Raw genomic sequence first — 23,680 nt, 5'->3', positions numbered from 1 at the left:
TCCCATGACTGCCATGGGATGCCGTTGATTCCCCCGAATCACGACATGAAACACATGTACGCAACTCGCACGCGGAGACTAGCAAGCCGCCTCTGTCTCGTACGAGACATCGACTAGGCTCCGTGCGTCGCGCGCGCGGACGAACAGCACGGGGGTGGTTCCATGGCGCCACAGCAGGGCACGGGAGCGGGTGCTGAAGCGGAACGTCCCGAGTACGCCGGTCACTACCGCCTGGAGTCGACTCTCGGGTCCGGCGGGATGGGCGTCGTCCACATCGCCCGGAGCGCCTCGGGGATGAAGCTCGCGGTGAAGATCGTCCATGCCGAGTTCGCCCGGGACCCGGAGTTCCGGGGCCGGTTCCGGCAGGAGGTGGCCGCGGCGCGGCGGGTGAGCGGGGCCTTCACGGCGTCCGTCGTCGACGCCGACCCCGAGGCCGAACGGCCGTGGATGGCCACGCTGTTCATCCCCGGGCCGACGCTGTCCGACCATGTGAAGCAGAACGGGCCGATGCCCTCGTCCCAGTTGCGCCGGCTGATGGCGGGACTGGCCGAGGCGTTGCGCGACATCCATCGGGTCGGGGTGGTCCACCGGGACCTCAAGCCGAGCAATGTGCTGCTCGCCGAGGACGGGCCGAAGGTCATCGACTTCGGTATCTCCCGGCCGAAGGACAGCGAACTGCGCACGGAGACCGGGAAGTTGATCGGGACGCCTCCTTTCATGGCGCCCGAGCAGTTCCGTCGGCCGCGCGAGGTGGGTCCCGCCGCCGACATCTTCGCGCTCGGGTCGGTGCTGGTGCACGCGGCCACGGGCCGGGGGCCGTTCGACTCGGACAGTCCGTATGTGGTCGCCTACCAGGTCGTCCATGACGAGCCGGACCTGACGGGCGTACCGGAGAATCTCGCGCCGCTGATCGCGCGGTGTCTGGCGAAGGAGCCCGAGGACCGGCCGACGCCGGACGAGTTGATGCGGGAACTGCGTTCGGTGGCGGCTTCGTACGACACGCAGGCCTTCATACCGGCGCAGCGGACGAGTGCGGAAGGGCCGCCGGAGCCGCCGGAGTCTTCGGAACCATCGGAAGCTTCGGAGGCGGAGCCCGGGCCGAAGCCCGCGAGGAAGGGGGTGCGCCGGCGGGTGGCGCTCGTGGGCGGGGCCGTCGCCGTCCTCGCCTGTGGCGTGCTCGCCTCGGTCCAGCTGATCGACGGGGGCCCCACCCCGCGTGAGGACACCGCGGCGCACTCGGCACCGGCGGCGTTCGGCGCGTGGGACGTGAAGCCCGCGCCCCGGGCCGACGGGGTGCCGCAGTGTGCCCACGGGGCGGGCAGGGTGCTGTGCGCGCAGGCCGGCCTCGTCTACGCCCTGGCCCCGTCCGACGGGACCGTGCTGTGGCAGCACTCCGTCTCCGAGGAGATACCGGGCGGCCCGCCGGTCGTCTCCGGTGGTCTCGTGCAGACCTCCACGGACGGCGGCCGGCGTCTGGAGGGGCTCGACCCCGCCACGGGCAAGCAGGTCTGGGAGCGGAGGCTGTCCGGTTCCGGCTCGGTGCGCTACGGCGGCGGGACGGTTCTGCTGACGGGGGCGGACGGGACGGTCACGGGGGTGGACGGCGCGTCGGGCGAGACGCGGTGGGAGCGCCGTATGCCGGGCGTCGGGGCCTTCGCCTCGTTCGCCGGGGATCCGCTGGCCTATGCCACGCGGGCGTCGGACGACGGTTCGAGCACCCGGGTCACCGCGGTCGATCCGGGCACGGGTGACGTGCGGTGGGAGGCACGGCTGGAGGGCATGCTGAGACCCGTCGCCGCCCGGGACGGATCCCTGGTGTTCCTCTCCGCCGACTGGGCCACGGGAAACACCGACGCCGTGGTCCGCTACACGCCCGCATCGAAGGAGACGACCCGGGTCGCCCTGCCCGTCCCGCGTCAGGACGCCATCGCCGGGGTGCGGGGGGACGTGGTGTACGTGCTGGCCACCGGTGGTTCGCTGGAGGCCGTCGATCTGGACGCACGCAAGCGGCTGTGGCATCTGGAGACCTCGGTGAGCCGCGGATCCGCTCCGGTCTCGGACGGTGAGCGGGTGTACTTCACCGCCCCCGACGGGCGGCTGCTGGCGGTCGACGGCGGCAGCGGGCGGCTCCTCGGGCAGACTCCGCCGCGGCTCGCCGCCGACACGGACCGGGTCGTGGCGACGCTGCCCACCCCGGTGCTCGTGGACGGCCACGTCTACGCGACCGCCCCCGACGGCACCGTCTTCGGCGTGGACGCCCGTGATCCCGCCCAGTGGTGACATGGGAAAGGGGCCGCCCCCGAGGAGGCGGCCCCCACCCGGAGGATCAGCCCAGCATGGAGACGTCCCGCACGGCGCCCTTGTCGGCGCTGGTGGCCATCGCCGCGTAGGCGCGCAGGGCCGCGGAGACCTTGCGCTCGCGGTTCTTGGGGGCGTACACGCCGTTCAGCGCCTGCTCGCGGCGGGCCAGTTCGGCGTCGTCGACCAGGAGCTCGATGGTGCGGTTCGGGATGTCGATGCGGATGCGGTCGCCGTTCTCGACGAGCGCGATGGTGCCGCCGGAGGCCGCCTCGGGTGAGGCGTGGCCGATGGACAGGCCCGAGGTGCCGCCGGAGAAGCGGCCGTCCGTGATCAGTGCGCAGGTCTTGCCCAGGCCGCGGCCCTTGAGGAAGGACGTCGGGTAGAGCATCTCCTGCATGCCGGGGCCGCCCTTGGGGCCCTCGTAGCGGATGACGACGACGTCGCCGTCGGTGACGTGTTTGTTGAGGATCTTCTCGACGGCCTCCTCCTGCGACTCGCAGACGACCGCGGGGCCCTCGAAGGTCCAGATCGACTCGTCGACGCCGGCCGTCTTGACCACGCAGCCGTCCACGGCGAGGTTGCCCTTGAGGACGGCCAGGCCGCCGTCCTTGGAGTAGGCATGCTCGGCGCTGCGGATGCAGCCGCCCTCGGCGTCGTCGTCCAGGGCCTCCCAGCGCTCGGACTGGGAGAAGGCCTCGGCGGAGCGGACGCAGCCCGGGGCCGCGTGCCACAGCTCGACGGCCTTGGGGGACGGGGAGCCGCCGCGGACGTCCCAGGTCTTCAGCCAGTCGGCCAGGGACGGGCTGTGGACGGCGTGCACGTCCTCGTTGAGCAGGCCGGCGCGGTGCAGTTCGCCGAGGAGGGCGGGGATGCCGCCGGCGCGGTGCACGTCCTCCATGTAGTACGTGCGGTTCTTGGCGACGTTCGGTGCGACCTTGGCCAGGCAGGGCACGCGGCGCGAGACCTCGTTGATCTCCTCCAGGCCGAAGGGGACGCCCGCCTCCTGGGCCGCGGCCAGCAGGTGCAGGATCGTGTTGGTGGAGCCGCCCATGGCGATGTCGAGGGCCATGGCGTTCTCGAAGGCCGCGAAGGTGGCCACGTTGCGAGGGAGGACCGTCTCGTCGTCCTGCTCGTAGTAGCGGCGGGTGATGTCCATGACCGTGCGGGCCGCGTCGACGTAGAGCTGCTTGCGCGCGGTGTGGGTCGCCAGGACCGAGCCGTTGCCCGGCAGGGAGAGGCCGATGGCCTCGGTCAGGCAGTTCATCGAGTTGGCGGTGAACATGCCGGAACACGAGCCGCAGGTCGGGCAGGCGTTCTCCTCGATACGGAGGATGTCCTCGTCGGAGATCTTGTCGTTGACCGCGTCGGAGATCGCGTCGACCAGGTCGAGCGTGCGGACCGTGCCGTCGACCAGCGTGGCGCGGCCGGACTCCATCGGGCCGCCGGAGACGAAGACCGTGGGGATGTTCAGCCGCAGGGCCGCGTTCAGCATGCCCGGGGTGATCTTGTCGCAGTTGGAGATGCAGATCAGGGCGTCGGCGCAGTGGGCCTCGACCATGTACTCGACCGAGTCCGCGATGAGGTCGCGGGAGGGCAGCGAGTACAGCATGCCGCCGTGTCCCATCGCGATGCCGTCGTCCACGGCGATGGTGTTGAACTCGCGCGGGATGCCGCCGGCCTCGACGATCGCCTCGCTGACGATCCGGCCGACGGGCTGCAGGTGGGTGTGGCCGGGGACGAACTCGGTGAAGCTGTTGGCGACCGCGATGATCGGCTTGCGGCCGATGTCCGCGCCGGGTACACCGGAGGCGCGCATAAGGGCGCGTGCGCCCGCCATGTTGCGGCCGTGGGTGACTGTGCGGGACCTCAGCTCGGGCATCGTCGCTCGCTCCTTCAGACAGATCTGACTGCTAACGAGCGTACGCCCGGGGTCTGACACCGTGGCCCCGGTGTCCGTATCGCGGGACGCGCGTCTCAGAGGAGCACGAGGTCGGGGATCTCGGCGAAGGACGCCTCAGGGACCCGTCAGGGCCCCGTCAGATGCCCCTGCACCACCGGCGCCACCCGCGCGATGATCTCCTCCACGTCCGCCGAGGCCACCGGTTCGATCTTGATGACGTAGCGCATCATCGCGACGCCGACGAGCTGCGCGGCCGCCAGTTCGGCGCGCAGCTCGGCGTCCGGGGCGTCGAGTTCCCCGGCGATGCGGCGCAGCAGCTGCGTGGAGACCAGGCGGCGGAAGACGGCGGCCGCGGCCTCGTTGTTCACCGCCGACCGGACGATCGCGAGCAGCGGCTTGCGGGTCACCGGGTTCTCCCAGAGCCCGAAGATGGTGCGGGTCATGCGCTCGCCGGCGTCGTCGAGAGGGCCCTCCAGGACCGCGTCCCGCACCTTCACGGCCGGGGCGAAGGCGACCTCGACGGCCGCCTCGAAGACCTGCTCCTTGGTGCCGAAGTAGTGGTGGACGAGTGCCGCGTCCACCCCGGCGGCCTTGGCGATGGCGCGCACGGACGTCTTCTCGAAGCCGCTCTCGGAGAACTGCTGGCGGGCCGCGTCCAGGATGCGGTCGCGAGTGCCGGCCGCGTCCGACTCGGTACGCCGGGGGCGGCCCCTCTTGCGGGCCGTGGCGTCGGTCACGGCCGGCGCGCCTGCGCCGTGGGCGCCGCCGAGGCCAGGTGGAGGCGGGTGAAGGCGAGGGCCTCGGCGAGGTCGGCCTCGCGTTCGGCGCCGGACATCGCGCGGCGGGTGTTGACCTCGATGACGACATGGCCGTCGAAGCCGCCGAGGGCGAGCCGTTCCAGCAGCTCGGCGCAGGGCTGGCTGCCGCGACCGGGGACGAGGTGCTCGTCCTTGCCTGAGCCGTTGCCGTCGGCGAGGTGGACGTGGCCGAGGCGGTCTCCCATGCGGTCGATCATCTGCATCGCGTCGGAGCGGGCCGTGGCCGTGTGACTGAGGTCGATCGTGAAGTGACGGTAGTCCTCCTTCGTCACGTCCCAGTCGGGGGCGTAGGCGAGCATCTCGCGGTCGCGGTAACGCCAGGGGTACATGTTCTCGACGGCGAACCGTACGTCCGTCTCGTCGGCCATGCGCCAGATCCCGCTGACGAAGTCGCGCGCGTACTGGCGCTGCCAGCGGAACGGCGGGTGCACGACGACGGTGCTCGCGCCGAGCTTCTCGGCGGCGGCCTGGGCGCGCTGGAGCTTGACCCAGGGGTCGGTGGACCACACGCGCTGCGTGATGAGCAGGCAGGGGGCGTGCACCGCGAGGATCGGAATCCGGTGGTAGTCGCTCAGTCTGCGCAGGGCCTCGATGTCCTGGCTGACCGGGTCGGTCCACACCATCACCTCGACGCCGTCGTATCCGAGACGGGCGGCGATCTCGAAGGCCGTCGCGGTCGACTCCGGGTAGACGGACGCCGTCGACAGGGCGACCTTCGCATCCGGGATGCGTACGACGGGCTCTGCCATGGGGGACAGATTACGGGGTGCGGTCGGGTGGACGTGGGGCTCCTCCGCGCCGTTGTGGGGTTCGCCATAGGAGGGCGCGGAGTTGTTCGTGGTTTGTCCGCGGCGGCTCTTCACCGGACGCGCAGAAAGCGGCAGGTCCACGGTGAAACAGGGGGCATCGGGTGGAACTTGATGTCGATCACGCCTCTTTGTCCGCGAAGCCGATTGACTGCCCGTGACGTACGGGTCGAAACGCACCCGTAACGGCGTTCGACGAAAGGCGTTTCGCCTCCATGCACCCCCCACGCTTGTCCGTCTCGCGCCCGCGCGCGGGACGTCTTCTTGGCGCCGCCCTCGCCCTCGGGGCCACCCTCTGCGCGTCCGTGCCCGCCCAGGCCGTCACCGAGCCCCCCACGGCCAGAACCACCGCCGACCTCGCCCGGTACGTGAACCCGTTCGTCGGCACCAAGCCCGGCGGACCCGACTTCGGTACCGGCGGCGGTGCGGGCAACACGTTCCCGGGCGCCGTCGCCCCGTTCGGGATGGTCCAGTGGAGCCCGGACACCGACCGGTCCCAGCCGGGCGGCTACTTCTACGACGACGACAAGATCCGCGGCTTCAGCCTGACCCACCTCTCCGGCGCCGGCTGCTACGGCGCCCAGGACCTGCCCTTCATGCCCTACTCCGGGCAGGTCACCGCCTCCCCCGCCACCGACCCCGACCACTACCTGGACGGCTTCTCGCACGACGACGAGAAGGCCTCGCCGGGCTCCTACGGCGTCACGCTCGCCTCCGGGACGAAGGTCGAACTGGCCGCCACCCAGCGCTCGGGCGCCGGACGGTTCACCTACCCGGAAAGCGACAGGACGGCGTCGCTGCTGGTGAACGTCTCCGGATCGATCGGCGGCGCGAACGACGCGCAGGCCGACATCAGTGAGGATCGCCGCACGATCAGCGGCTATGTGGCGAGCGGGAAGTTCTGCGGCGGCATCAACCGCTACCGCGTCTACTTCTCGGCCACCTTCGACCGCCCCTTCGCCTCCGTCGGCACCTGGCACAACGACACCGTCACCCCGGGCGACGAGAGCGTGCGCGGCACCGCGCGCGCCAAGGTCGACATGGACACGGCGGACAAGACGGAGCAGGTCGAGGAGACCGAGAACGCCGAGAACGCCGAGAAGTCAGAGCAGGGCGAGAAGTCCGAGAAGGTCGAGAACAGGTCCGTCAGCGTCTCCGGACCCGGCTCCGGCGCCTACGTCACCTTCGACACCGCCAAGGGCCGCTCGGTCGGCGTCAAGGTCGGGCTGTCGTACGTCAGTGCCGAGGGCGCCGCCGCCAACGCGAGGGCCGAGCAGGGCTCCGCCGGCTTCGACACCGTGGCCGCACGCGCGCGTGCCGCGTGGAACGAGCGGTTGAACCAGATCGCCGTCGAGGGCGGCACCGACGCCCAGCGGACGACGTTCTACACGGCCCTGTACCACTCGCTGATCCAGCCGAACGTCTTCAGTGACGTCGACGGCCGGTATGTCGGCTTCGACGGGCGCACGCACAGGACGACCGCGGGGCACACCCAGTACGCCAACTTCTCCGGCTGGGACATCTACCGCTCCGAAGTGCAGCTGCTGGCGCTACTCGCGCCCGATGTGGCCGGCGACATCGCGCAGTCGATGTACAACCAGGCCCACCAGGCCGGCGACGTGTGGGACCGCTGGTCGGTGAACAACGACTTCAACGGCGTCATGAACGGCGACCCCTACCACTCGATCCTGGCGAGCGTGTACGCCTTCGGGGCCACCGGTTTCGACGCCGAGGACGCGCTCGCGTCCATGGTGAAGGGCGCGACGACCGTCCAGAAACCCAACGCACGCTATGTGGAGCGCTACGGCCTCGCCGACTACCAGAAGCTCGGCTACCTCCCCAGCGACCCGTCCACGACCCTGGAGTACACGACCGCCGACTTCGGCATCGCACAGCTCGCGGGGCGCCTCGGCGACACCTCCACGCGGACCGCGTTCATGAAGCGGGCGCAGAACTGGCAGAACCTGTTCAACCCCGCCAACGACTCCCTCCAGCCGCGTCTGCGCGACGGCTCCTTCCTGACGCCGTACGACCCGGCCGACTCCAGCTGGTGGATGGAGGGCAACGGCGCCCAGTACCAGTGGATGGTGCCGTACGACCTCGCCGGGCTCTTCGGCGCGGTGGGCGGTGACCGGGCCGCCGTGAAGCGGCTGGACACCTACTTCACCAAGCTGAATGCCGGTCCGCACGAGCCGTACGCCTTCCTGGGCAACGAGCCGTCCCTGAACGCCCCGTACGCGTACGCCTACGCGGGCGCCCCGTACCGCACCCAGGACGTCGTACGGCGCTCCCTGAACACCCTCTACGGGCCCGGTCCCGACGGGCTGGTGGGCAACGACGACCTGGGCACGATGTCCGCCTGGTACGTGTGGGGCGCCCTGGGGATGTTCCCGCAGGTGCCCGGCCGGGCCGAACTGGTGCTGGCCAGCCCGCTGTTCCCGAGGATCACCGTCCACCGGGACAACGGCAGGACGATCACCGTGAACGCGCCGGGCGCGTCCGCGGACACGTACTACGTCCAGTCCCTGAAGGTGAACGGCCGGGCGAGCGGGCGTGCCTGGCTGCCGGAGTCCTTCGTCGCCGACGGGGGCACCCTGGACTACACGCTGGGGACCGGGGCGAACACGTCCTGGGGCGGTGCTGCCGGCGACGCGCCGCCGTCGTTCCGGGAGGGCGAGCAGCCGTACTTCACCGGCGTGACGCCTTCACGCGTGCGCGTGCGGCCCGGGGACACCTCCGAGAAGGTGACGGTCGGCGTGCGGTCACTGCGGGAGCGGGGCAGCACGCTGCGGTGGGCCGCCGCGCCACCGGAGGGCCTGACGGTCACCCCGGCCGGCGGCGAGGTCGCCGTGCCCGGGGTGGGCGGCGGTGACGGTGCCGCCTCGTTCACGGTGACGGCCGCGGACGGCTCCGACGGGTTCCGTACGGTCCCGCTGACGCTGACGGACTCCTCGGGCGCGGTCGTCGCGAAGGCGTCCGTGGCCGTCACCGTCGCCCCGCGCGGGAGCGTGCCGTGGTACCTCGACAACCACGGGATCTCCGCGGACGACAGCGCTCCGACCGGCGACTTCGACGGAGGCGGTGGCAGCTACTCGGCGAAGGCGCTGGCCGACCAGAAGGTCACGCCCGGTGCGCCGGTGGACGCCGGGGGCTTCTCGTTCACCTGGCCGAAGGTGGGTCCCGGGGATCCCGACAACATCGTCGTCGGCGGTGGTGGGCAGGTCCTCGACGTCTCCGGCGAGGCGACGCGGATCGCGCTCCTGGGCAGTTCGAGCAACGGCCCGAGTACGGGCACGCTCACGCTGACGTACACCGACGGGAGCACGCAGCAGGTGACCGTCGGGTTCAGCGACTGGACACTGGGCGGGGGCGCGCAGAAGCCGTCGTACGGGAACGTGGTGGCGGTGCGTACCGCCTACCGGCTGTACTCCGGGAGTACGGATGACGTGGACACGTATGTCTTCGCCACCGCTCCGGTCCCGCTGGCGGCGGGGAAGCGGTTGGCGAGTGTGACCTTGCCTTCGAGTACGAGCGGTGGGCGGATGCACGTGTTCGGGCTCGCCACCGCCTGAGCGCCCCCCAGGTGGTTACGGGGAGCCCATGTGGTCCAGGCGCCGCAGGATCACGCCCTCCCTGAGAGCCCAAGGGCATATCTCCACCGTCTCCACGCCGAACAGGTCCATCGCGGCCTCCGCCACAAGGGCGCCGGCGAGGAGCTGGTTGGCCCGGCCCTCGGAGACGCCGGGGAGTTCCGCGCGCTGGTCGGTCGTCATGCCGGCCAGGCGCGGGACCCAGGCCTCCAGGGACTCGCGCTTGAGTTCGCGCTGGACGTAGAGGCCCTCGGCGGAGCGGGCGGCGCCGGCCAGGCGGGCGAGTTGTTTGAAGGTCTTTGAGGTGGCGACCACGTGGTCGGGGGCGCCGAAGCGGCTGAACTCGCCGACCGTGCGGGCGATCTCGGTACGGACATGGCGGCGCAGGGCCCTGATGGCCTCCGGGTCGGGCGGATCGCCCGGGAGCCAGCCGGCGGTGAGGCGGCCCGCGCCGAGCGGCAGCGAGACGGCCGCGTCGGGCTCCTCGTCGATGCCGTAGGCGATCTCCAGGGAGCCGCCGCCGATGTCGAGGACGAGAAGTTTGCCCGCGGACCAGCCGAACCAGCGGCGGGCTGCGAGGAAGGTCAGGCGGGCCTCCTCGGCACCGGTGAGGACCTGGAGCTCGACGCCGGTCTCGGTCCGCACGCGCGCGAGGACGTCGTCGGCGTTGCTGGCCTCGCGCACGGCGGAGGTCGCGAACGGCAGCAGGTCCTCGACGCCCTTGTCCTCGGCGGCCTGGAGCGCCTCCCGGACGACCGAGATCAGCTTGTCGACGCCTTCGGGGCCGATGGCTTCGTCCTCGTCCAGGAGTTGGGCAAGGCGCAGTTCCGCCTTGTGCGAGTGCGCGGGCAGGGGGCGTGCGCCCGGGTGTGCGTCCACCACCAGCAGATGCACCGTGTTCGATCCCACGTCGAGGACACCGAGTCTCATGTACGGAACGCTACTGCCAGCGGGCCGCTCGGCAGTCTCCGGAGGTGCCTGTGGAGACTTACCCTTGACCCGTGCCAAAGACGAAAAAGGCGAAGACCGACAAATCCTCCACCGGTTCTTCGCAGGTGAAGCCACCGAAGCAGTCGAAGAAGGCGAGGCGGGCCCCGGCAGCGGACGAGACGGGGCTCGACTTCGCGCGCGCGTGGGTGGAGTTCCCTGATCCGGCGGACGACGAGCAGGTCTTCCGCTGCGATCTGACATGGCTGACCTCTCGCTGGAACTGCATCTTCGGCAGCGGCTGCCAGGGCATCCAGGCCGGCCGCGCGGACGACGGGTGCTGCACCCTGGGTGCCCACTTCTCCGACGAGGACGACGAGAAGCGGGTCGCCGACCACGTGGCCAGGCTCACTCCGGACATCTGGCAGTACCACGACGAAGGCGCACGAAACGGCTGGATCTCGGAGGACGAGGACGGCGACCGGCAGACCCGCCCCTTCCAGGGCTCCTGCATCTTCCAGAACCGGCCCGGCTTCGCGGGCGGCGCGGGCTGCTCGCTGCACATCCTCGCCCTGAAGGAGGGCCGCGAGCCCCTGGAGACCAAGCCGGACGTCTGCTGGCAGCTCCCGGTGCGACGGACGTACGACTGGATCGACCGGCCGGACGACACCCGGGTGCTCCAGGTGTCCATCGGGGAGTACGACCGGCGTGGCTGGGGTCCGGGCGGCCACGACCTGCACTGGTGGTGCACGTCGGCGACCTCGGCGCACGGCGCGGGCGATCCGGTGTACGTCTCCTACCGGCCCGAGCTGATCGAGCTGATGGGCAAGGCGGGCTACGACCGTCTCGTGGAGTTGTGCGAGGAGCGACTGGCCTCGCAGCTGCCGCTGCTGGCACCGCATCCGGCGGACCCCGTCGGCTGACGTCGGCCGCCGCCGGGCGGCGGGGACGATCTCGGCCGGAACCGACCGACGCACGGGCCGACGCGCGAGCCCACGGAGCCCGAGGCCTGCCACGCGCTACGACGTGGACGGGCTCGGGTCGCCGCCGTCGGACGGGGGTGGCGTCGAGCCGCCCGGGTCGGACGGGGCGGGGTCGGTGGGGGTCGGGTCCGGATCCGACGACGGGGGCGGGTCGCTCGGCGGCGGGTCGGAGGAGGGCGGGGGTGTCGGGCTGCCCGGGCCTCCCGGGTCTCCGGGATCGGAGGGGCCCGGGTCGGACGGGGGCGGGTCGCTCGGGTCGCCGTGGCCGGGATAGCCGGGGCCCGGATTGCCGGGTGCGGGGTCGGACGGGCCGGGTGCGGTGCCGTAGCCCTCGATGGAGACGACGGCGCCGGCGGGTGCGATCGCCACGCGCGCGTCCCAGGGGCCGGAGGGTTCGCGCAGCCGGTCGACGTACACCTTGATCGTCAACGACGCGCCCGGCGCGAGGGTTCCCGAGGACTGGCTGAAGTAGAGCCAGTCCACGCCGGTGGTCGCCGACCAGCGCACCGGCGCGGAGCCGGTCGCGGTGAGGGTGATCAGCGTGGTGTCGCCGTCGTTGCCCGCCGCGACCTCCAGCTGCCCGGCGCCCTTGCGGCCGGCTCCGGCGACGCTGATGACCTCCACCGAGACGTCGGGTTCGTTGCCCTTGGCGAAGCGGCCGCCGGGCCTGGTGCTGGCGTTGCCGGCGTTCTCGTAGCCGCCGCCCGCCGCCGCGTCGTCCAGGGTGTCGGGGCCGTGCGCCTCGCTGGCGCTGGCGGAACCGCCGGCCGGGCCCTCGCCGGTCGGCGTGCCCCGGTAGGCGGCCCACAGGGCGAGCACGGGGGCGGCGACCACGGTGGCGACGACGGTCGTGGTGACGGCCCGCGCGCGGAGGCGGTCCCTTCGGGCGGCCCGGTCCTTGGGGTCCATCGGGAAGCCGCGCCGGTCGAAGCGGGGCCCTGCGCCCCGCGCGCGTGGGAGGTGCGCCATCGCCATGCGTACGGCCGCGCGGGGCGCCTGCAGGACGGACAGCTCGGCGGGGGCGACGGCGGCACCGGGCCAGCGGCCGGGCACCGCGCGCTCGGCGGTACGGCGGCAGCGCGGGCAGTCGTCGACGTGCCGGACGAGTTCGCGGCGCAGGGCTGTGCTCAGCACCAGCTGGTTGTCGCCGGTGAGCCGCGCCACACTCGGGCAGCCTCCGGTCTCGACGACGGCGAGGGCCGCGCGGGTGCGCTCGACCTCGCAGGCCGCGGAGGCGAGCAGTTCCCGGGCGGCGGCCACGTCCATGCCGAGGACGGCGGCGACCTCGTGGGCGGCGAGGTGGTGGCGGACGGCGAGTTCGAGAGCCTCGCGCTGCTCCGGGGTGGTTCCGGCGGCCTCCGGCCAGGCGAGCAGGGCGAGTTCGCGGCGCCGCTGCTCCTGGACCTCCTCGGAGACGGGCGGGGTCGTGGGCGGCTCCTTCTCGGTGCCGTGTCGCCCCGCCGCGTGGCCGGCCTGACGTTTCTGCTTGGCCTCGGCCAGCTTGCGCAGGCACGCCCAGCGGGCCAGGGCGTAGAGCCAGGCCCGGCGGTCCCCGGCCGCGTCCGGGCCGCGGCGCTTCTCGGCGAGCGCGAGGACGTCGCCCAGGGCGGCGGTCGCCGTGTCGTGGTCGCACAGCACGGACAGGCAGTAGGTGAACAGGCCGTCCAGGTACGGCTCGTAGCGCGCGGGCGGGCGCTGCGCCAGCGTCCGCGCCGCCGCGCGGTCGCGCGCCTCACGGTGCGCCCGGTGTGCGCCGGTGGCGCGGGTCGAGGTCTCCGGACTGCTGCTCATCACCCGTGGACCGTAGGGGGCGCGCGATGACCCGTTCTCTCCCCTTGAGCACTTTTAATCCGTACGGGTGAAACGATCCCTCAATAGGGGTCGGGAACGACTCCTTCCGTGGCTGGTTCCCGACTTCGGTGGCTGGTTCGGGGCGTGGTGACGGTGCCTCTCGGAGCGGTCGGGCGGCCGACGGTCGGGACTGTCAGTGGCTCCGGTTACGGTTCGTCCATGGCCACCCGTACCAAGACCGCCAAGGACCGCCCGTCCTACCGCTGCACCGAGTGCGGCTGGCAGACGGCCAAGTGGCTCGGCCGCTGCCCGGAGTGCCAGGCATGGGGGACGGTCGAGGAGTACGGCGCGCCCGCCGTCCGTACGACGACACCGGGCCGCGTCACGACCTCCGCAGTACCCATCGGCCAGGTCGACGGCAGGCAGGCGACGGCCCGCTCCACCGGCGTGCCCGAGCTGGACCGGGTGCTCGGCGGCGGCCTGGTGCCCGGCGCCGTGGTGCTCGTCGCGGGTGAGCCGGGCGTGGGCAAGTCCACCCTGCTCCTGGACGTGGCCGCCAAGTCGGCGAGCGACGAACACCGCACCCTCTATGTGACCGGCGAGGAGTCGGCCAGCCAGGTCCGGCTGCGCGCCGACCGGATCAAGGCGATCGACGACCACCTGTATCTCGCCGCCGAGACCGACCTGGCCGCCGTGCTGGGCCACTTGGACGCGGTGAAGCCGTCGCTGCTGATCCTCGACTCCGTGCAGACGGTGGCCTCCCCGGAGATCGACGGCGCGCCCGGCGGCATGTCCCAGGTGCGCGAGGTGGCCGGGGCCCTGATCCGGGCCTCCAAGGAGCGCGGGATGTCGACGCTCCTGGTGGGCCATGTCACCAAGGACGGGGCGATCGCGGGCCCGCGCCTGCTGGAGCACCTCGTGGACGTGGTGCTCTCCTTCGAGGGCGACCGGCACGCACGCCTGCGCCTCGTACGCGGCGTCAAGAACCGCTACGGCACGACGGACGAGGTCGGCTGCTTCGAACTGCACGACGAGGGCATCACCGGCCTCGCCGACCCCAGCGGCCTGTTCCTGACCCGCCGCGCCGAACCGGTGCCCGGTACCTGTCTGACCGTCACCCTGGAGGGCCGCCGCCCGCTGGTCGCCGAGGTCCAGGCGCTCACCGTCGACTCCCAGATCCCCTCGCCCCGGCGGACCACGTCCGGCCTGGAGACCTCCCGGGTCTCGATGATGCTGGCGGTGCTGGAGCAGCGCGGCCGGATCAGCGCCCTGGGCAAGCGGGACATCTACTCCGCGACGGTCGGCGGTGTGAAGTTGTCGGAGCCCGCCGCGGACCTGGCCGTGGCGCTCGCGCTGGCCTCCGCGGCCAGCGACACCCCGTTGCCGAAGAACCTCGTCGCGATCGGCGAGGTCGGCCTCGCGGGCGAGGTCAGACGGGTCACGGGCGTGCAGCGGCGGCTCGCCGAGGCCCACCGTCTGGGCTTCACCCACGCCCTCGTACCGGGCGACCCGGGCAAGGTCCCGGCGGGCATGAAGGTCCTGGAAGTCGCGGACATAGGGGACGCCCTGAGGGTGCTTCCACGCTCGCGTCGCAGAGAGGCCCCACGGGACGACGAGGAGCGCCGGTAGACTTTGCCCTGGTCTCGCCCGTCCGTACGAACAGCTTGTGCGAAAGGGGAGCGCCCCAGAACCTGCGACCGGAGGAGTGCAGTGGCAGCCAACGACCGGGCAGCAGCTCCCGGAAAGTCCGGTGGGAGCTCCGGTGCCGATGGCCTGATGCGCGCCTCATTGAGCGCCGTGGCACCCGGCACCGCGCTGCGCGACGGCCTCGAACGGATCCTCCGGGGCAACACCGGCGGTCTCATCGTGCTCGGCTCCGACAAGACCGTCGAGGCGATGTGTACGGGCGGATTCGTCCTGGATGTCGAGTTCACCTCGACGCGCCTGAGGGAGCTGTGCAAGTTGGACGGCGGCATCGTGCTGTCCTCCGACCTGTCGAAGATCCTGCGGGCCGGCGTCCAGTTGGTGCCCGACCCGACGATCCCCACCGAGGAGACGGGCACGCGGCACCGGACGGCTGACCGGGTCTCGAAGCAGGTCGGCTTCCCGGTGGTCTCCGTCTCCCAGTCCATGCGGCTCGTCGCCCTCTACGTCGACGGCCAGCGCCGCGTCCTGGAGGACTCGGCGGCGATCCTCTCCCGCGCCAACCAGGCCCTCGCCACCCTGGAGCGCTACAAGCTCCGCCTCGACGAGGTCGCGGGCACGCTGTCCGCGCTGGAGATCGAGGACCTGGTGACCGTCCGGGACGTCTCGGCCGTGGCCCAGCGCCTGGAGATGGTCCGCCGTATCGCCACCGAGATCGCCGAGTACGTCGTCGAGCTCGGCACCGACGGGCGCCTCCTGGCGCTCCAGCTGGACGAGCTCATCGCCGGTGTGGAGCCCGAGCGCGAACTGGTCGTCCGGGACTACGTCCCCGAACCCACCGCGAAGCGCTCGCGCACGGTCGAGGAAGCCCTGTACGAACTCGACGCGCTCTCCCACGCCGAACTCCTGGAACTGCCCACGGTGGCGCGTGCCCTGGGCTACACCGGATCACCGGAGGCCCTCGACTCCGCCGTCTCCCCCCGCGGCTTCCGCCTCCTGGCCAAGGTCCCGAGGCTCCCCGGCGCCATCATCGACCGTCTGGTGGAGCACTTCGGCGGCCTGCAGAAGCTCCTCGCCGCGAGCGTGGACGATCTCCAGACGGTGGACGGCGTGGGCGAGGCCCGGGCCCGGAGCGTCCGCGAGGGCCTGTCGAGGCTGGCGGAGAGCTCGATCCTGGAGCGGTACGTGTAGCGGACGGCTCGGAAGGGGCGGCGCTGGTCCCGGAGGGCGGCGCCGGGCCGGAAGGGGCGGCGCCCGTCTCACGAGGAGGCGCCGTTCCCACAGGGAGGCGCCGGTCTCGGCTCCTAGTCGTTCTCCAGCACGAACGACGTCTGCACCGTGCCGAACCCGGGGGCCTTCGCCTCCACCAGGTACGTCCCCGCCGCGGCCGTCCCCGCCGGAGGCGTCGCGCACTCGGGAGCGCTCGGCTTGCGGTCCCACTTCACGGTGTAGGTGATGCTGCTGCCGGCGGGCGCCCGGAACACCAGGTTCGCGGCTCCCGAGGGACAGTCGGCGGAGGACCAGTAGTCGTTCTCGCTGCCCGCCTGAGTGATCGTCACCACCGCGTTCTTCGGCCCGAGATCGACCTTGCAGTCACTGCCGGAGGAGTTCGTGGCGGTGAGGAGCAGGGCGGGCGTGTCACCGGGCCCGTACGTGTTGTGAAGGCTGCGCACGGTCAACTTCACCGAACCGGCAGTGCAGTTGGGCAGCCCGGACCCCGCGGGAAGCACGTCGTCCTGCCCGACCCCGGCACCCGAGCCGCCACCGGCCGCACCCGCTCCGCCGGCGCCCCCGGAACCGCCACCCGCCCCGGCCGTGGTCCCCGCGTCGCCCGAGCCGTCACCGGCCCCCGAACCGTCGCCGGACCCTGCCCCGCCGGAGTCCTCGCCGGGACTCGACTCGTCCCGGCCGCCCGGCGCCTGACTGATCGCCGGACCGGAGCCGGACGGCCCCGGCGTGATCGTCGAGGGTGAGGGATTCTTGTCGTTGGACCCGTCGGCACCGTTGTTGCCGCCACCGCCGCCGGAGGTGACGATCCAGGTGATCAGTAGCGCCAACAGGGCGACCACAGACACCAGTACGGCCCTCCGTCGCCAGTAGATGGTGGAGGGAAGCGGCCCGACCGGATTGCGCAGAGATCCCACGGCGCAAACTGTACGAGAGATCGGCGCGTTCACCGGCCCCACCCGCCGCCAGGACTCACAACTTTTCCGGATCATCATCCCGGAACCGGTCGTCCCACCCCTGTCTTTCGTCAGGTGCGGAACCCTACGATCGCTGACTGTGACGGAAGTGGCCCGACGCCTACCGTCTGTGACATGAACTTCGAGGACGCGGAGCTCTACCGCGACATCACCGACACCGCACGGGACACCCCTTCGTGGGTACAACACGCGGCCGAGATATGGACGGAGGCCGGTCTCCTGGTCTTCGTCGCCCTCTTCGCAGTGGCCTGGTGGCGTGCCAGACGCGACACCACCCAGGCGTTCGCGATCGCGGCCCTTGCACCTCTGGCCACGGCCGTGGCGTACGTGTGCAGTGAGGTGGTCAAGTCCGGTGTCACGGAGGACCGTCCGTGCCGTGCCGTCACCGACGCCGCCCCGTCACTGATGGCCTGTCCGCCGCACGGTGACTGGTCCTTCCCCAGCAACCACGCCACCATCGCGGGAGCTTCGGCCGTCGCCCTGGCGCTGGTCCACCGCACGCTCCTGTGGCTGACGGCCCCGTTGGCCCTCCTGATGGCCTTCTCCCGGGTCTTCGTCGGCGTACACTACCCGCACGACGTGGCCGTGGGCCTCGCCCTGGGGGCGCTCTGCGCCTTCGCCCTCATACGGCTGTGCACAGGCCCGGCGACACGTGTGTCCGAGGCGATGCGCTCCTCCTCGGCGCCCGCGGTGCGGTGGTTCACAGGCCCCGGACCGGCCACGTCCCCCGCGCACGCGGCACCCCGGCAACCCACCCGGCACCGCTGAACCTCACGACTCCGCCAACCCCGCCTCGTACGCCACGATCGCCGCCTGCACCCGGTTGCGGACGCCCAGCCGGTCGAGGACCGCGCTCACATACGCCTTCACCGTGCCCTCGACCAGATGCAGCCGGGCGGCGATCTCCGGGTTGGACAGACCCGCGCCGACCAGGCCGAGCACCTCCCGTTCGCGCGGACTGAGTTCCTGGACGCGGGCGCGGGCGGCTGCCTCGCGGGCGAGGCGACGGGCACCGCCCGCCTCTCCCCCGCCGGCCAGGCCGTCGATGACGTAGCGCGCGACCTTCGGTGAGAGGAAGGCGCCGCCGCCCGCGACCGCCCGCACACCCGCGATCAGCTCGTACGGATCTCCGGACTTGAGGAGGAAACCGGTGGCACCGCCACCCAGCGCACGGGCCACGTAATCCTGTTCGGAGAAGGTGGTGAGCATCGCGACCGCGGTGCCGGGGACCGCTTGCACGATCTGTTCCGCCGCGGCGAGTCCGTCCAGGCGCGGCATACGGACGTCGAGCAGGGCCACGTCCGGGCGATGGGCGCGGGCCAGTTCGACCGCCTCCCGTCCGTCGCCCGCCTCGGCGACGACCTCCGTCCCGTCGTCGCTCGCCAGGATGGCCCGCACTCCCGCGCGGACCATCGCCTCGTCGTCAGCCAGCAGTACGCGGATCATCCTGCGAACTCCTCGTATTCTTCGCGTCCCTCGCCGGCGAATCCGACGCCGGGGATCACATCCTTGGCCACGAGCCGCCCCTCGCTGTCGAAGCACAACCTGAAGTGGTCGACGGAGACGAAGAGTTCACCGCTCGCCCGGTAGTAACGGCAGTCGGTACCCGGGGGTGGCGGTGACGGGGCTCGTTCGACGGGGGCGTCGCGGGCGGTGCGGTCGGGCAGGGCGGAGGCCATCTGCTGCACGGTGTCGCCCGGGCGGAGCTGTGCGTAGGCGGTGGGCTGGAGGACCGAGCCGGTCTCCGTGTAGGCGTACCAGCCGAAGGCGCCGCCGATCAGGGCGAGGCCCGCGCAGACGACGGCGCCGATGGTGACGGCGACGCGGCGGCGGGCGCGGACGAAAGGAGCCGCGGCGGCGGCGATGCGGGGCGCCGTGGAGGCGGGCCGGGCGGGGATGTGGGCGCGGACGCGGAAGCCGTCTCCGTGCGGCCCGGCCCTGAAGGTGCCGCCGGTCTCGGTGACGGCCACGCGCAGGCCGAGCAGGCCCGAGCCGGAGCCTTCCGTGCTGGTGGTGGAACTCCGGTGAGGGGCGGGCCCGTTGGTGACGGTGACCGTCGTGCCGCCCTCCTCTTCCGTCGCCGCGACGGTCACCTCGGCGCCGGGGGCGTGGCGGGCGGCGTTGGTCAGGGCCTCGCGCACCACCCGGTGCAGGAGGCGTCCGGCGACGCCGTCCGAAGGGGCGGCCCTGGGGGGTCCCGTCGGATCCCAGCACACAGGCAGGCCCGACTCGGCCGCGCGGGCGACGAGTTGTTCCACGCTCTCGCCGGCGGGGGTCAGCGGCGACGGCTCGTCGTCCTCGCGCAGGACACCGATGATGCGGTGCAGGCGGTCCGTGGCGTCGGCGGCGGCCAGGCGGAGGTCCGCGGCGGCGGTCCGATGGTGTGCGGGGAGGTCGGGGGCGACCTGGAGGGCGCCCGCGCGCAGGGCGATCAGGCTCAGCTCGTGGCCCAGGGAGTCGTGCATGTCCTGGGCGATCCGCGCACGTTCGCGCAGGCGGGCCCGTTCCTCGGCGATGCGCTGCTCGCCCTCCAGGCGGGCGGCCCGGGTCCAGCCGGCGGCGGCCAACTCGCGGCTCTGGCGCCAGTGGCGTCCTCCGAGCCAGGGGAAGAGGCACAGGAACAGCAGGGAGCTCATCAGGACCACCACCTGCGGTGCCGAGTCGGTGCCGAAGAGGGCGATCTTGACGATGCCCGCGCAGCCCACGGCGTTGAAGAGGAGCGTGGCCGGCAGTATCCCGGGCGCGCGCAGGCCGAGCAGCAGGGCGAGGACGCAGAGGGAGGGAGCGTAGGACACGGAGAACAGGGCGGGTTCGGTGATGAGGCTCAGGGCGGCGATCAGTCCGAAGGCGGTCAAGGGGTACGACCTGGCCGACGCGACCGCCACGGCGAGGACGGGCAGTGCGCACAGGAGCTCCCCGACGGAGCGCGGCTCGTTCAGCCCGAAGGCGTCCGCCAGGACCGGGGGCAGCGAGAGAGCCGCCCACAGCAGGAAGACGCTCAGGGCACGAACGCTCCGGGTGCTGGGTTCTTCCATCCACCCGACGCTACCGGCGTCCACCGGGGCGGCACCGCTGCCGATCGTCAGGTGTGCGGCGGTACGGCGGTAGGCGGTACGGCGGCCCTGGGCACCGCCGAGGCGCGCCCGACGCATCCGACGCCCCCACGCCCCGACACGTCGGACGCCCGACGCCGGAACGGACGGGCCACCGTCACCCGCCGGAACGCCCCCACGCGCCCCCGGCCCCCTGCCCGCCCCCGGCTCCGTCCCCCGGGACCACCCGACCGCGCGCCCGTCGGAACACACGACCGATGCCTTCGGCATGGCAGGCTAGGGAGGTCATGACTGCGCCCACGAAGCCCCCGCACGGCGGTCCCGCCGACGCCCGCTCCACTTCCCCCCTCGGTGAGAAGAGCTCCCTCTCCGGCGAGCATCTGCACTCCCCCGTCATCGACTGGTTCGACGAGCACGCCCGGGATCTGCCGTGGCGGCGGCCGGAGGCCGGGTCGTGGGGGGTGATGGTCAGTGAGTTCATGCTCCAGCAGACGCCGGTGAACCGTGTCCTGCCCGTCTACGAGCAGTGGTTGGCCCGCTGGCCGCGCCCGGCCGACCTGGCCGCGGACGCCCCCGGCGAGGCCGTCCGCGCCTGGGGCCGGCTCGGTTATCCGCGCCGCGCGCTCCGGCTGCACGGGGCGGCGGTCGCCATAACGGAACGGCACGGCGGGGACGTACCGACCGAGCACGCCCAGCTGCTGGCGCTGCCCGGTATCGGCGAGTACACGGCGGCCGCGGTGGCCTCCTTCGCGTACGGGCAGCGGCACGCGGTGCTGGACACCAACGTCCGCCGGGTCTTCGCACGGGCGGTCACCGGTGTGCAGTACCCGCCGAACGCCACCACGGCCGCCGAACGCAAGCTGGCCCGCGCGTTGTTGCCGGAGGACGAGGGGGTCGCCGCGCGGTGGGCCGCCGCGTCCATGGAGCTGGGCGCGCTGGTGTGCACGGCCAAGAACGAGACCTGTCACCGGTGTCCGATCGCCGACCGGTGCGCCTGGCAACTGGCGGGCAAGCCGGAGCACGAGGGTCCGGCGCGGCGGGGACAGACGTACGCCGGCACGGACCGTCAGGTCCGCGGGAAGCTGCTCGCCGTGCTGCGCGAGGCCCACGGGCCGGTGCCGCAGTCCGCCCTGGACCGGGTCTGGCACGAGCCGGTGCAGCGCGCCCGGGCGCTGGACGGTCTGGTGGCGGACGGTCTGGTGGAGCCTCTGCCGGGTGGTTTGTATCGGCTGCCGTTGACCCGGCCGTCCGGAACCTGAGGACAAATCCCCCCGGAGCGCCAGGATTGGGGGCATCGCTTTACCCGTTTCCCCCTTCCGTTACACAACCGACGGACAGCCGAGTGCCAGCCGCGCGCTGCTTCGGACAGCCCCGTGACAACACCTCCGTAACTTCATTCCCGTACCCGGCAGACCGGGGCGGTGAAGAAGGTTCCGACGGCGGGAGTGCCGACGGAAACGGGGATTTCAGGAGGCGGTCCACATGGCGCAGGGCGAGGTGCTCGAGTTCGAGGAGTACGTCCGCACCCGGCAGGACGCGCTGCTGCGCAGCGCGCGCCGGCTGGTTCCGGACCCGGTGGACGCGCAGGACCTGCTCCAGACGGCGCTGGTACGGACGTACGGCCGCTGGGAGACCATCGAGGACAAGCGGCTCGCCGACGCCTACCTGCGCCGGGTCATGATCAACACCCGTACCGAGTGGTGGCGGGCGCGCAAGCTGGAGGAGGTGCCGACCGAGCAGCTTCCGGACGCCTCGGTCGACGACGCCACCGAGCAGCACGCGGACCGCGCCCTGCTGATGGACGTCATGAAGGTGCTCGCCCCCAAGCAGCGCAGTGTCGTCGTGCTGCGACACTGGGAGCAGATGTCCACGGAGGAGACGGCCGCCGCCCTCGGCATGTCGGCCGGAACGGTCAAGAGCACGCTGCACCGGGCGCTCGCCCGGCTCCGCGAGGAGCTGGAGGCCCGCGATCTGGACGCACGCGCGCTGGAGCGTGAGGAGCGGGAGCGTTGCGCGGCCTAGGAGGCGCTGAGGCCGGTGGCACCGGGCACGCGGACGCGGCCCCCGACACCGCGGACGGCGCGAGCGGACACCCGTACGGCGTGAGCGGCGCCGGCGCGGGTTCCGAGCGGGTCGGACCCGTCCGGCCGGGGTCCGAGGCCGCCCGGGGAACCGTCCAGGCGGCGATCACGGCAGTGGCCGTGCTCGCCGCCCTCGCCCTTTTCGTGACCGCCTGCGGCACCGGCGGCACCGGCGCCCGCGACGAGGGCCCGGCACACGCCGACTCGGTGGCGGGCGCCGTGCCCTCGCCCTCCACCTCCCCCGTCCCCTCCCCGACGCCCGAACAGGTCAACGCCGTCCGCCTCCTCAAGGGCGACCCGAAGGTCTCCGCGGAGGTCAAGAACGAGCTGAAGCCCTGCGCAGGCGACGCCTACCCCGTCGACGTGTCATACGGGGACCTGACCGGAGGGGCGGCGGACGATGTCGTCGTCAATGTGCTGACCTGCGGTGACTCCGTAGGAGTGGGCTCGTACGTCTATCGCGAGCAGAGTGGTTCGTACCAGAATGTCTTTACGTCCGAGGAGCCCCCGGTCTACGCGGAGATCGACCGCGGCGCGCTGGTGGTGACGCGGCAGGTGTACGACAAGGGCGATTCGGTGACCAGTCCGTCCGGCGAGGAGGTGACCACGTACCTGTGGACCACCGACCACTTCAAGCGGCGGTACAGCACGCGTACCGAGTGGGGTGACGCCGACGGGCCGACACCGGTGCCGGACAGCTGACCGGCACCCGAACGCCCGCGTGAACCGATCGGGCCCCTCGAACCGATCCCCCGGTGATGACACGACACCGGACGGCCCCACTCAGGACCGCACCACTCAAGACGGCACCAGCCGAGACGGCACGACGACACCACCCGAGACGGAGAGCAGAGAGCGGCGCGATGGCAGACCAGACCCACGTCCTGTTCGTCGAGGACGACGACGTCATCCGTGAGGCCACCCAGCTCGCTCTGGAGCGGGACGGCTTCGCGGTCACGGCCATGCCCGACGGGCTGTCCGGACTGGAGGCGTTCCGCGCGAACCGCCCCGACATCGCCCTGCTGGACGTCATGGTGCCCGGCCTCGACGGGGTGAGCCTGTGCCGTCGTATCCGGGACGAGTCGACGGTGCCGGTGATCATGCTGTCGGCGCGTGCCGACTCCATCGACGTCGTGCTGGGCCTGGAGGCGGGCGCCGACGACTACGTGACCAAGCCGTTCGACGGCGCGGTGCTCGTCGCCCGGATCCGTGCGGTGCTGCGCCGCTTCGGACACGCGAGCGGCGGCGACCGTACGACGGAGGAAGCGGCGGCCCCGGCGGCCGGCGGCGGTCTGCTGACCTTCGGCGAGCTGGAGATCGACACCGAGGGCATGGAGGTGCGCAAGGCCGGCGAGCACGTGGCGCTCACCCCGACCGAGATGCGGCTGCTGCTGGAGTTCTCCTCCGCGCCGGGCACGGTCCTGTCGCGGGACAAGCTGCTGGAGCGGGTGTGGGACTACGGCTGGGGCGGCGACACGCGTGTGGTCGACGTCCATGTGCAGCGGCTGCGGACGAAGATCGGCCAGGACCGGATCGAGACGGTCCGCGGTTTCGGCTACAAGTTGAAGGCCTGACAGGGGTA

The 23,680-nt window shown here is 72.2% G+C and carries 18 protein-coding genes; 10 read left to right on the top strand and 8 right to left on the bottom strand.

Annotation, left to right across the window (positions count from 1 at the left end):
• The first annotated feature begins 162 nt into the window (after positions 1–162).
• Positions 163–2,280 carry a serine/threonine-protein kinase gene (locus tag K4B79_RS36840; RefSeq protein ID WP_232031775.1) on the top strand — a complete coding sequence of 706 codons (2,118 nt, stop codon included), beginning with the start codon at positions 163–165 and terminating at the stop codon, positions 2,278–2,280.
• Between the two features lie 46 nt (positions 2,281–2,326).
• On the opposite strand, the gene ilvD is transcribed toward K4B79_RS36840, so the two are convergent.
• The 3 genes from ilvD to K4B79_RS36825 all read right to left on the bottom strand — a co-directional run bounded on the left by ilvD (position 2,327) and on the right by K4B79_RS36825 (position 5,768).
• The gene (gene ilvD, locus K4B79_RS36835) at positions 2,327–4,180 is read right to left on the bottom strand and encodes a dihydroxy-acid dehydratase (RefSeq protein WP_232031774.1); all 1,854 of its coding nucleotides are present in this window, start codon (positions 4,178–4,180) and stop codon (positions 2,327–2,329) included.
• A gap of 146 nt (positions 4,181–4,326) precedes the next feature.
• On the bottom strand, positions 4,327–4,938 hold the full coding sequence (locus tag K4B79_RS36830) for a TetR/AcrR family transcriptional regulator (RefSeq protein ID WP_232031773.1): 612 nt from the start codon (positions 4,936–4,938) through the stop codon (positions 4,327–4,329).
• The gene (locus tag K4B79_RS36825; protein ID WP_232031772.1) at positions 4,935–5,768 is read right to left on the bottom strand and encodes a sugar phosphate isomerase/epimerase family protein; all 834 of its coding nucleotides are present in this window, start codon (positions 5,766–5,768) and stop codon (positions 4,935–4,937) included. The genes K4B79_RS36830 and K4B79_RS36825 overlap by 4 nt, the downstream gene beginning before the upstream one ends.
• A 287-nt stretch (positions 5,769–6,055) precedes the next feature.
• On the opposite strand from K4B79_RS36825, the gene K4B79_RS36820 reads away from it, so the two are divergent.
• Positions 6,056–9,397 (top strand): GH92 family glycosyl hydrolase, encoded by a 3,342-nt coding sequence (locus K4B79_RS36820; protein ID WP_232031771.1) that lies wholly within the window; start codon positions 6,056–6,058, stop codon positions 9,395–9,397.
• Positions 9,398–9,412: 15 nt separating this feature from the next.
• Here the strand turns inward: K4B79_RS36820 and K4B79_RS36815 are convergent, their stop codons facing one another.
• Complete coding sequence (locus K4B79_RS36815) at positions 9,413–10,345, bottom strand: Ppx/GppA phosphatase family protein (protein ID WP_232031770.1); 933 nt, start codon at positions 10,343–10,345, stop codon at positions 9,413–9,415.
• A 71-nt stretch (positions 10,346–10,416) separates the two neighbouring features.
• Here K4B79_RS36815 and K4B79_RS36810 point away from each other — a divergent pair, with 71 nt between their 5' ends.
• Positions 10,417–11,265, top strand: a complete 849-nt coding sequence (locus K4B79_RS36810; protein WP_232031769.1) for a hypothetical protein — start codon at positions 10,417–10,419, stop codon at positions 11,263–11,265.
• A gap of 96 nt (positions 11,266–11,361) precedes the next feature.
• Here K4B79_RS36810 and K4B79_RS36805 read toward each other — a convergent pair whose 3' ends face one another.
• Positions 11,362–13,119, bottom strand: coding sequence for a BACON domain-containing protein (locus tag K4B79_RS36805; protein ID WP_232031768.1), 1,758 nt, complete (start codon positions 13,117–13,119; stop codon positions 11,362–11,364).
• A 216-nt stretch (positions 13,120–13,335) separates the two neighbouring features.
• Between K4B79_RS36805 and radA the strand changes: the two genes are divergently transcribed.
• Both radA and disA read left to right on the top strand, forming a co-directional pair.
• Positions 13,336–14,745, top strand: a complete 1,410-nt coding sequence (gene radA, locus K4B79_RS36800; RefSeq protein WP_232031767.1) for a DNA repair protein RadA — start codon at positions 13,336–13,338, stop codon at positions 14,743–14,745.
• 81 nt (positions 14,746–14,826) lie between these two features.
• Entirely contained in the window at positions 14,827–15,951 is a 1,125-nt protein-coding gene (gene disA / locus K4B79_RS36795) for a DNA integrity scanning diadenylate cyclase DisA (protein ID WP_232031766.1), read from the top strand.
• Between the two features lie 113 nt (positions 15,952–16,064).
• Here disA and K4B79_RS36790 read toward each other — a convergent pair whose 3' ends face one another.
• Entirely contained in the window at positions 16,065–16,904 is an 840-nt protein-coding gene (locus K4B79_RS36790) for a hypothetical protein (protein ID WP_232031765.1), read from the bottom strand.
• A 174-nt stretch (positions 16,905–17,078) separates the two neighbouring features.
• On the opposite strand from K4B79_RS36790, the gene K4B79_RS36785 reads away from it, so the two are divergent.
• Positions 17,079–17,732, top strand: coding sequence for a phosphatase PAP2 family protein (locus K4B79_RS36785; protein ID WP_232031764.1), 654 nt, complete (start codon positions 17,079–17,081; stop codon positions 17,730–17,732).
• A 3-nt stretch (positions 17,733–17,735) separates the two neighbouring features.
• Here the strand turns inward: K4B79_RS36785 and K4B79_RS36780 are convergent, their stop codons facing one another.
• Together K4B79_RS36780 and K4B79_RS36775 are read right to left on the bottom strand one after the other, a co-directional pair.
• Complete coding sequence (locus K4B79_RS36780) at positions 17,736–18,410, bottom strand: response regulator transcription factor (RefSeq protein ID WP_232031763.1); 675 nt, start codon at positions 18,408–18,410, stop codon at positions 17,736–17,738.
• Positions 18,407–20,116 (bottom strand): sensor histidine kinase, encoded by a 1,710-nt coding sequence (locus tag K4B79_RS36775; protein ID WP_232031762.1) that lies wholly within the window; start codon positions 20,114–20,116, stop codon positions 18,407–18,409. The genes K4B79_RS36780 and K4B79_RS36775 overlap by 4 nt, the downstream gene beginning before the upstream one ends.
• Before the next feature lie 188 nt (positions 20,117–20,304).
• Between K4B79_RS36775 and K4B79_RS36770 the strand changes: the two genes are divergently transcribed.
• The 4 genes from K4B79_RS36770 (at position 20,305) to cseB (ending at position 23,672) form a co-directional block, all read left to right on the top strand.
• Complete coding sequence (locus K4B79_RS36770) at positions 20,305–21,276, top strand: A/G-specific adenine glycosylase (protein ID WP_232031761.1); 972 nt, start codon at positions 20,305–20,307, stop codon at positions 21,274–21,276.
• Positions 21,277–21,499: 223 nt separating this feature from the next.
• Positions 21,500–22,039, top strand: coding sequence for a SigE family RNA polymerase sigma factor (locus K4B79_RS36765; RefSeq protein ID WP_232031760.1), 540 nt, complete (start codon positions 21,500–21,502; stop codon positions 22,037–22,039).
• 80 nt (positions 22,040–22,119) lie between these two features.
• Positions 22,120–22,800, top strand: a complete 681-nt coding sequence (locus tag K4B79_RS36760; protein ID WP_374208554.1) for a hypothetical protein — start codon at positions 22,120–22,122, stop codon at positions 22,798–22,800.
• 161 nt (positions 22,801–22,961) lie between these two features.
• The gene (gene cseB / locus K4B79_RS36755) at positions 22,962–23,672 is read left to right on the top strand and encodes a two-component system response regulator CseB (RefSeq protein WP_232031759.1); all 711 of its coding nucleotides are present in this window, start codon (positions 22,962–22,964) and stop codon (positions 23,670–23,672) included.
• Positions 23,673–23,680 lie beyond the last annotated feature (8 nt).

Source organism: Streptomyces lincolnensis (assembly GCF_021173675.1).
In the GTDB taxonomy this organism is placed as follows: Bacteria; Actinomycetota; Actinomycetes; order Streptomycetales; family Streptomycetaceae; genus Streptomyces; species Streptomyces lincolnensis_B.
The sequence above is the reverse complement of the archived record's forward strand: the minus strand, read 5'-3'. Positions and strand labels throughout refer to the sequence as shown.

Bases quoted from the DNA above. Each gene is read 5' to 3' on its own strand.
- K4B79_RS36765 (WP_232031760.1), top strand. From the start codon at position 21,500: ATGGCGCAGGGCGAGGTGCTCGAGTTCGAGGAGTACGTCCGCACCCGG.
- K4B79_RS36785 (WP_232031764.1), top strand. From the start codon at position 17,079: ATGAACTTCGAGGACGCGGAGCTCTACCGCGACATCACCGACACCGCA.
- cseB (WP_232031759.1), top strand. From the start codon at position 22,962: ATGGCAGACCAGACCCACGTCCTGTTCGTCGAGGACGACGACGTCATC.
- radA (WP_232031767.1), top strand. From the start codon at position 13,336: ATGGCCACCCGTACCAAGACCGCCAAGGACCGCCCGTCCTACCGCTGC.
- K4B79_RS36815 (WP_232031770.1), bottom strand. From the start codon at position 10,345: ATGAGACTCGGTGTCCTCGACGTGGGATCGAACACGGTGCATCTGCTG.
- K4B79_RS36770 (WP_232031761.1), top strand. From the start codon at position 20,305: ATGACTGCGCCCACGAAGCCCCCGCACGGCGGTCCCGCCGACGCCCGC.
- K4B79_RS36775 (WP_232031762.1), bottom strand. From the start codon at position 20,116: ATGCGTCGGGCGCGCCTCGGCGGTGCCCAGGGCCGCCGTACCGCCTAC.
- K4B79_RS36780 (WP_232031763.1), bottom strand. From the start codon at position 18,410: ATGATCCGCGTACTGCTGGCTGACGACGAGGCGATGGTCCGCGCGGGA.
- K4B79_RS36840 (WP_232031775.1), top strand. From the start codon at position 163: ATGGCGCCACAGCAGGGCACGGGAGCGGGTGCTGAAGCGGAACGTCCC.
- ilvD (WP_232031774.1), bottom strand. From the start codon at position 4,180: ATGCCCGAGCTGAGGTCCCGCACAGTCACCCACGGCCGCAACATGGCG.
- K4B79_RS36825 (WP_232031772.1), bottom strand. From the start codon at position 5,768: ATGGCAGAGCCCGTCGTACGCATCCCGGATGCGAAGGTCGCCCTGTCG.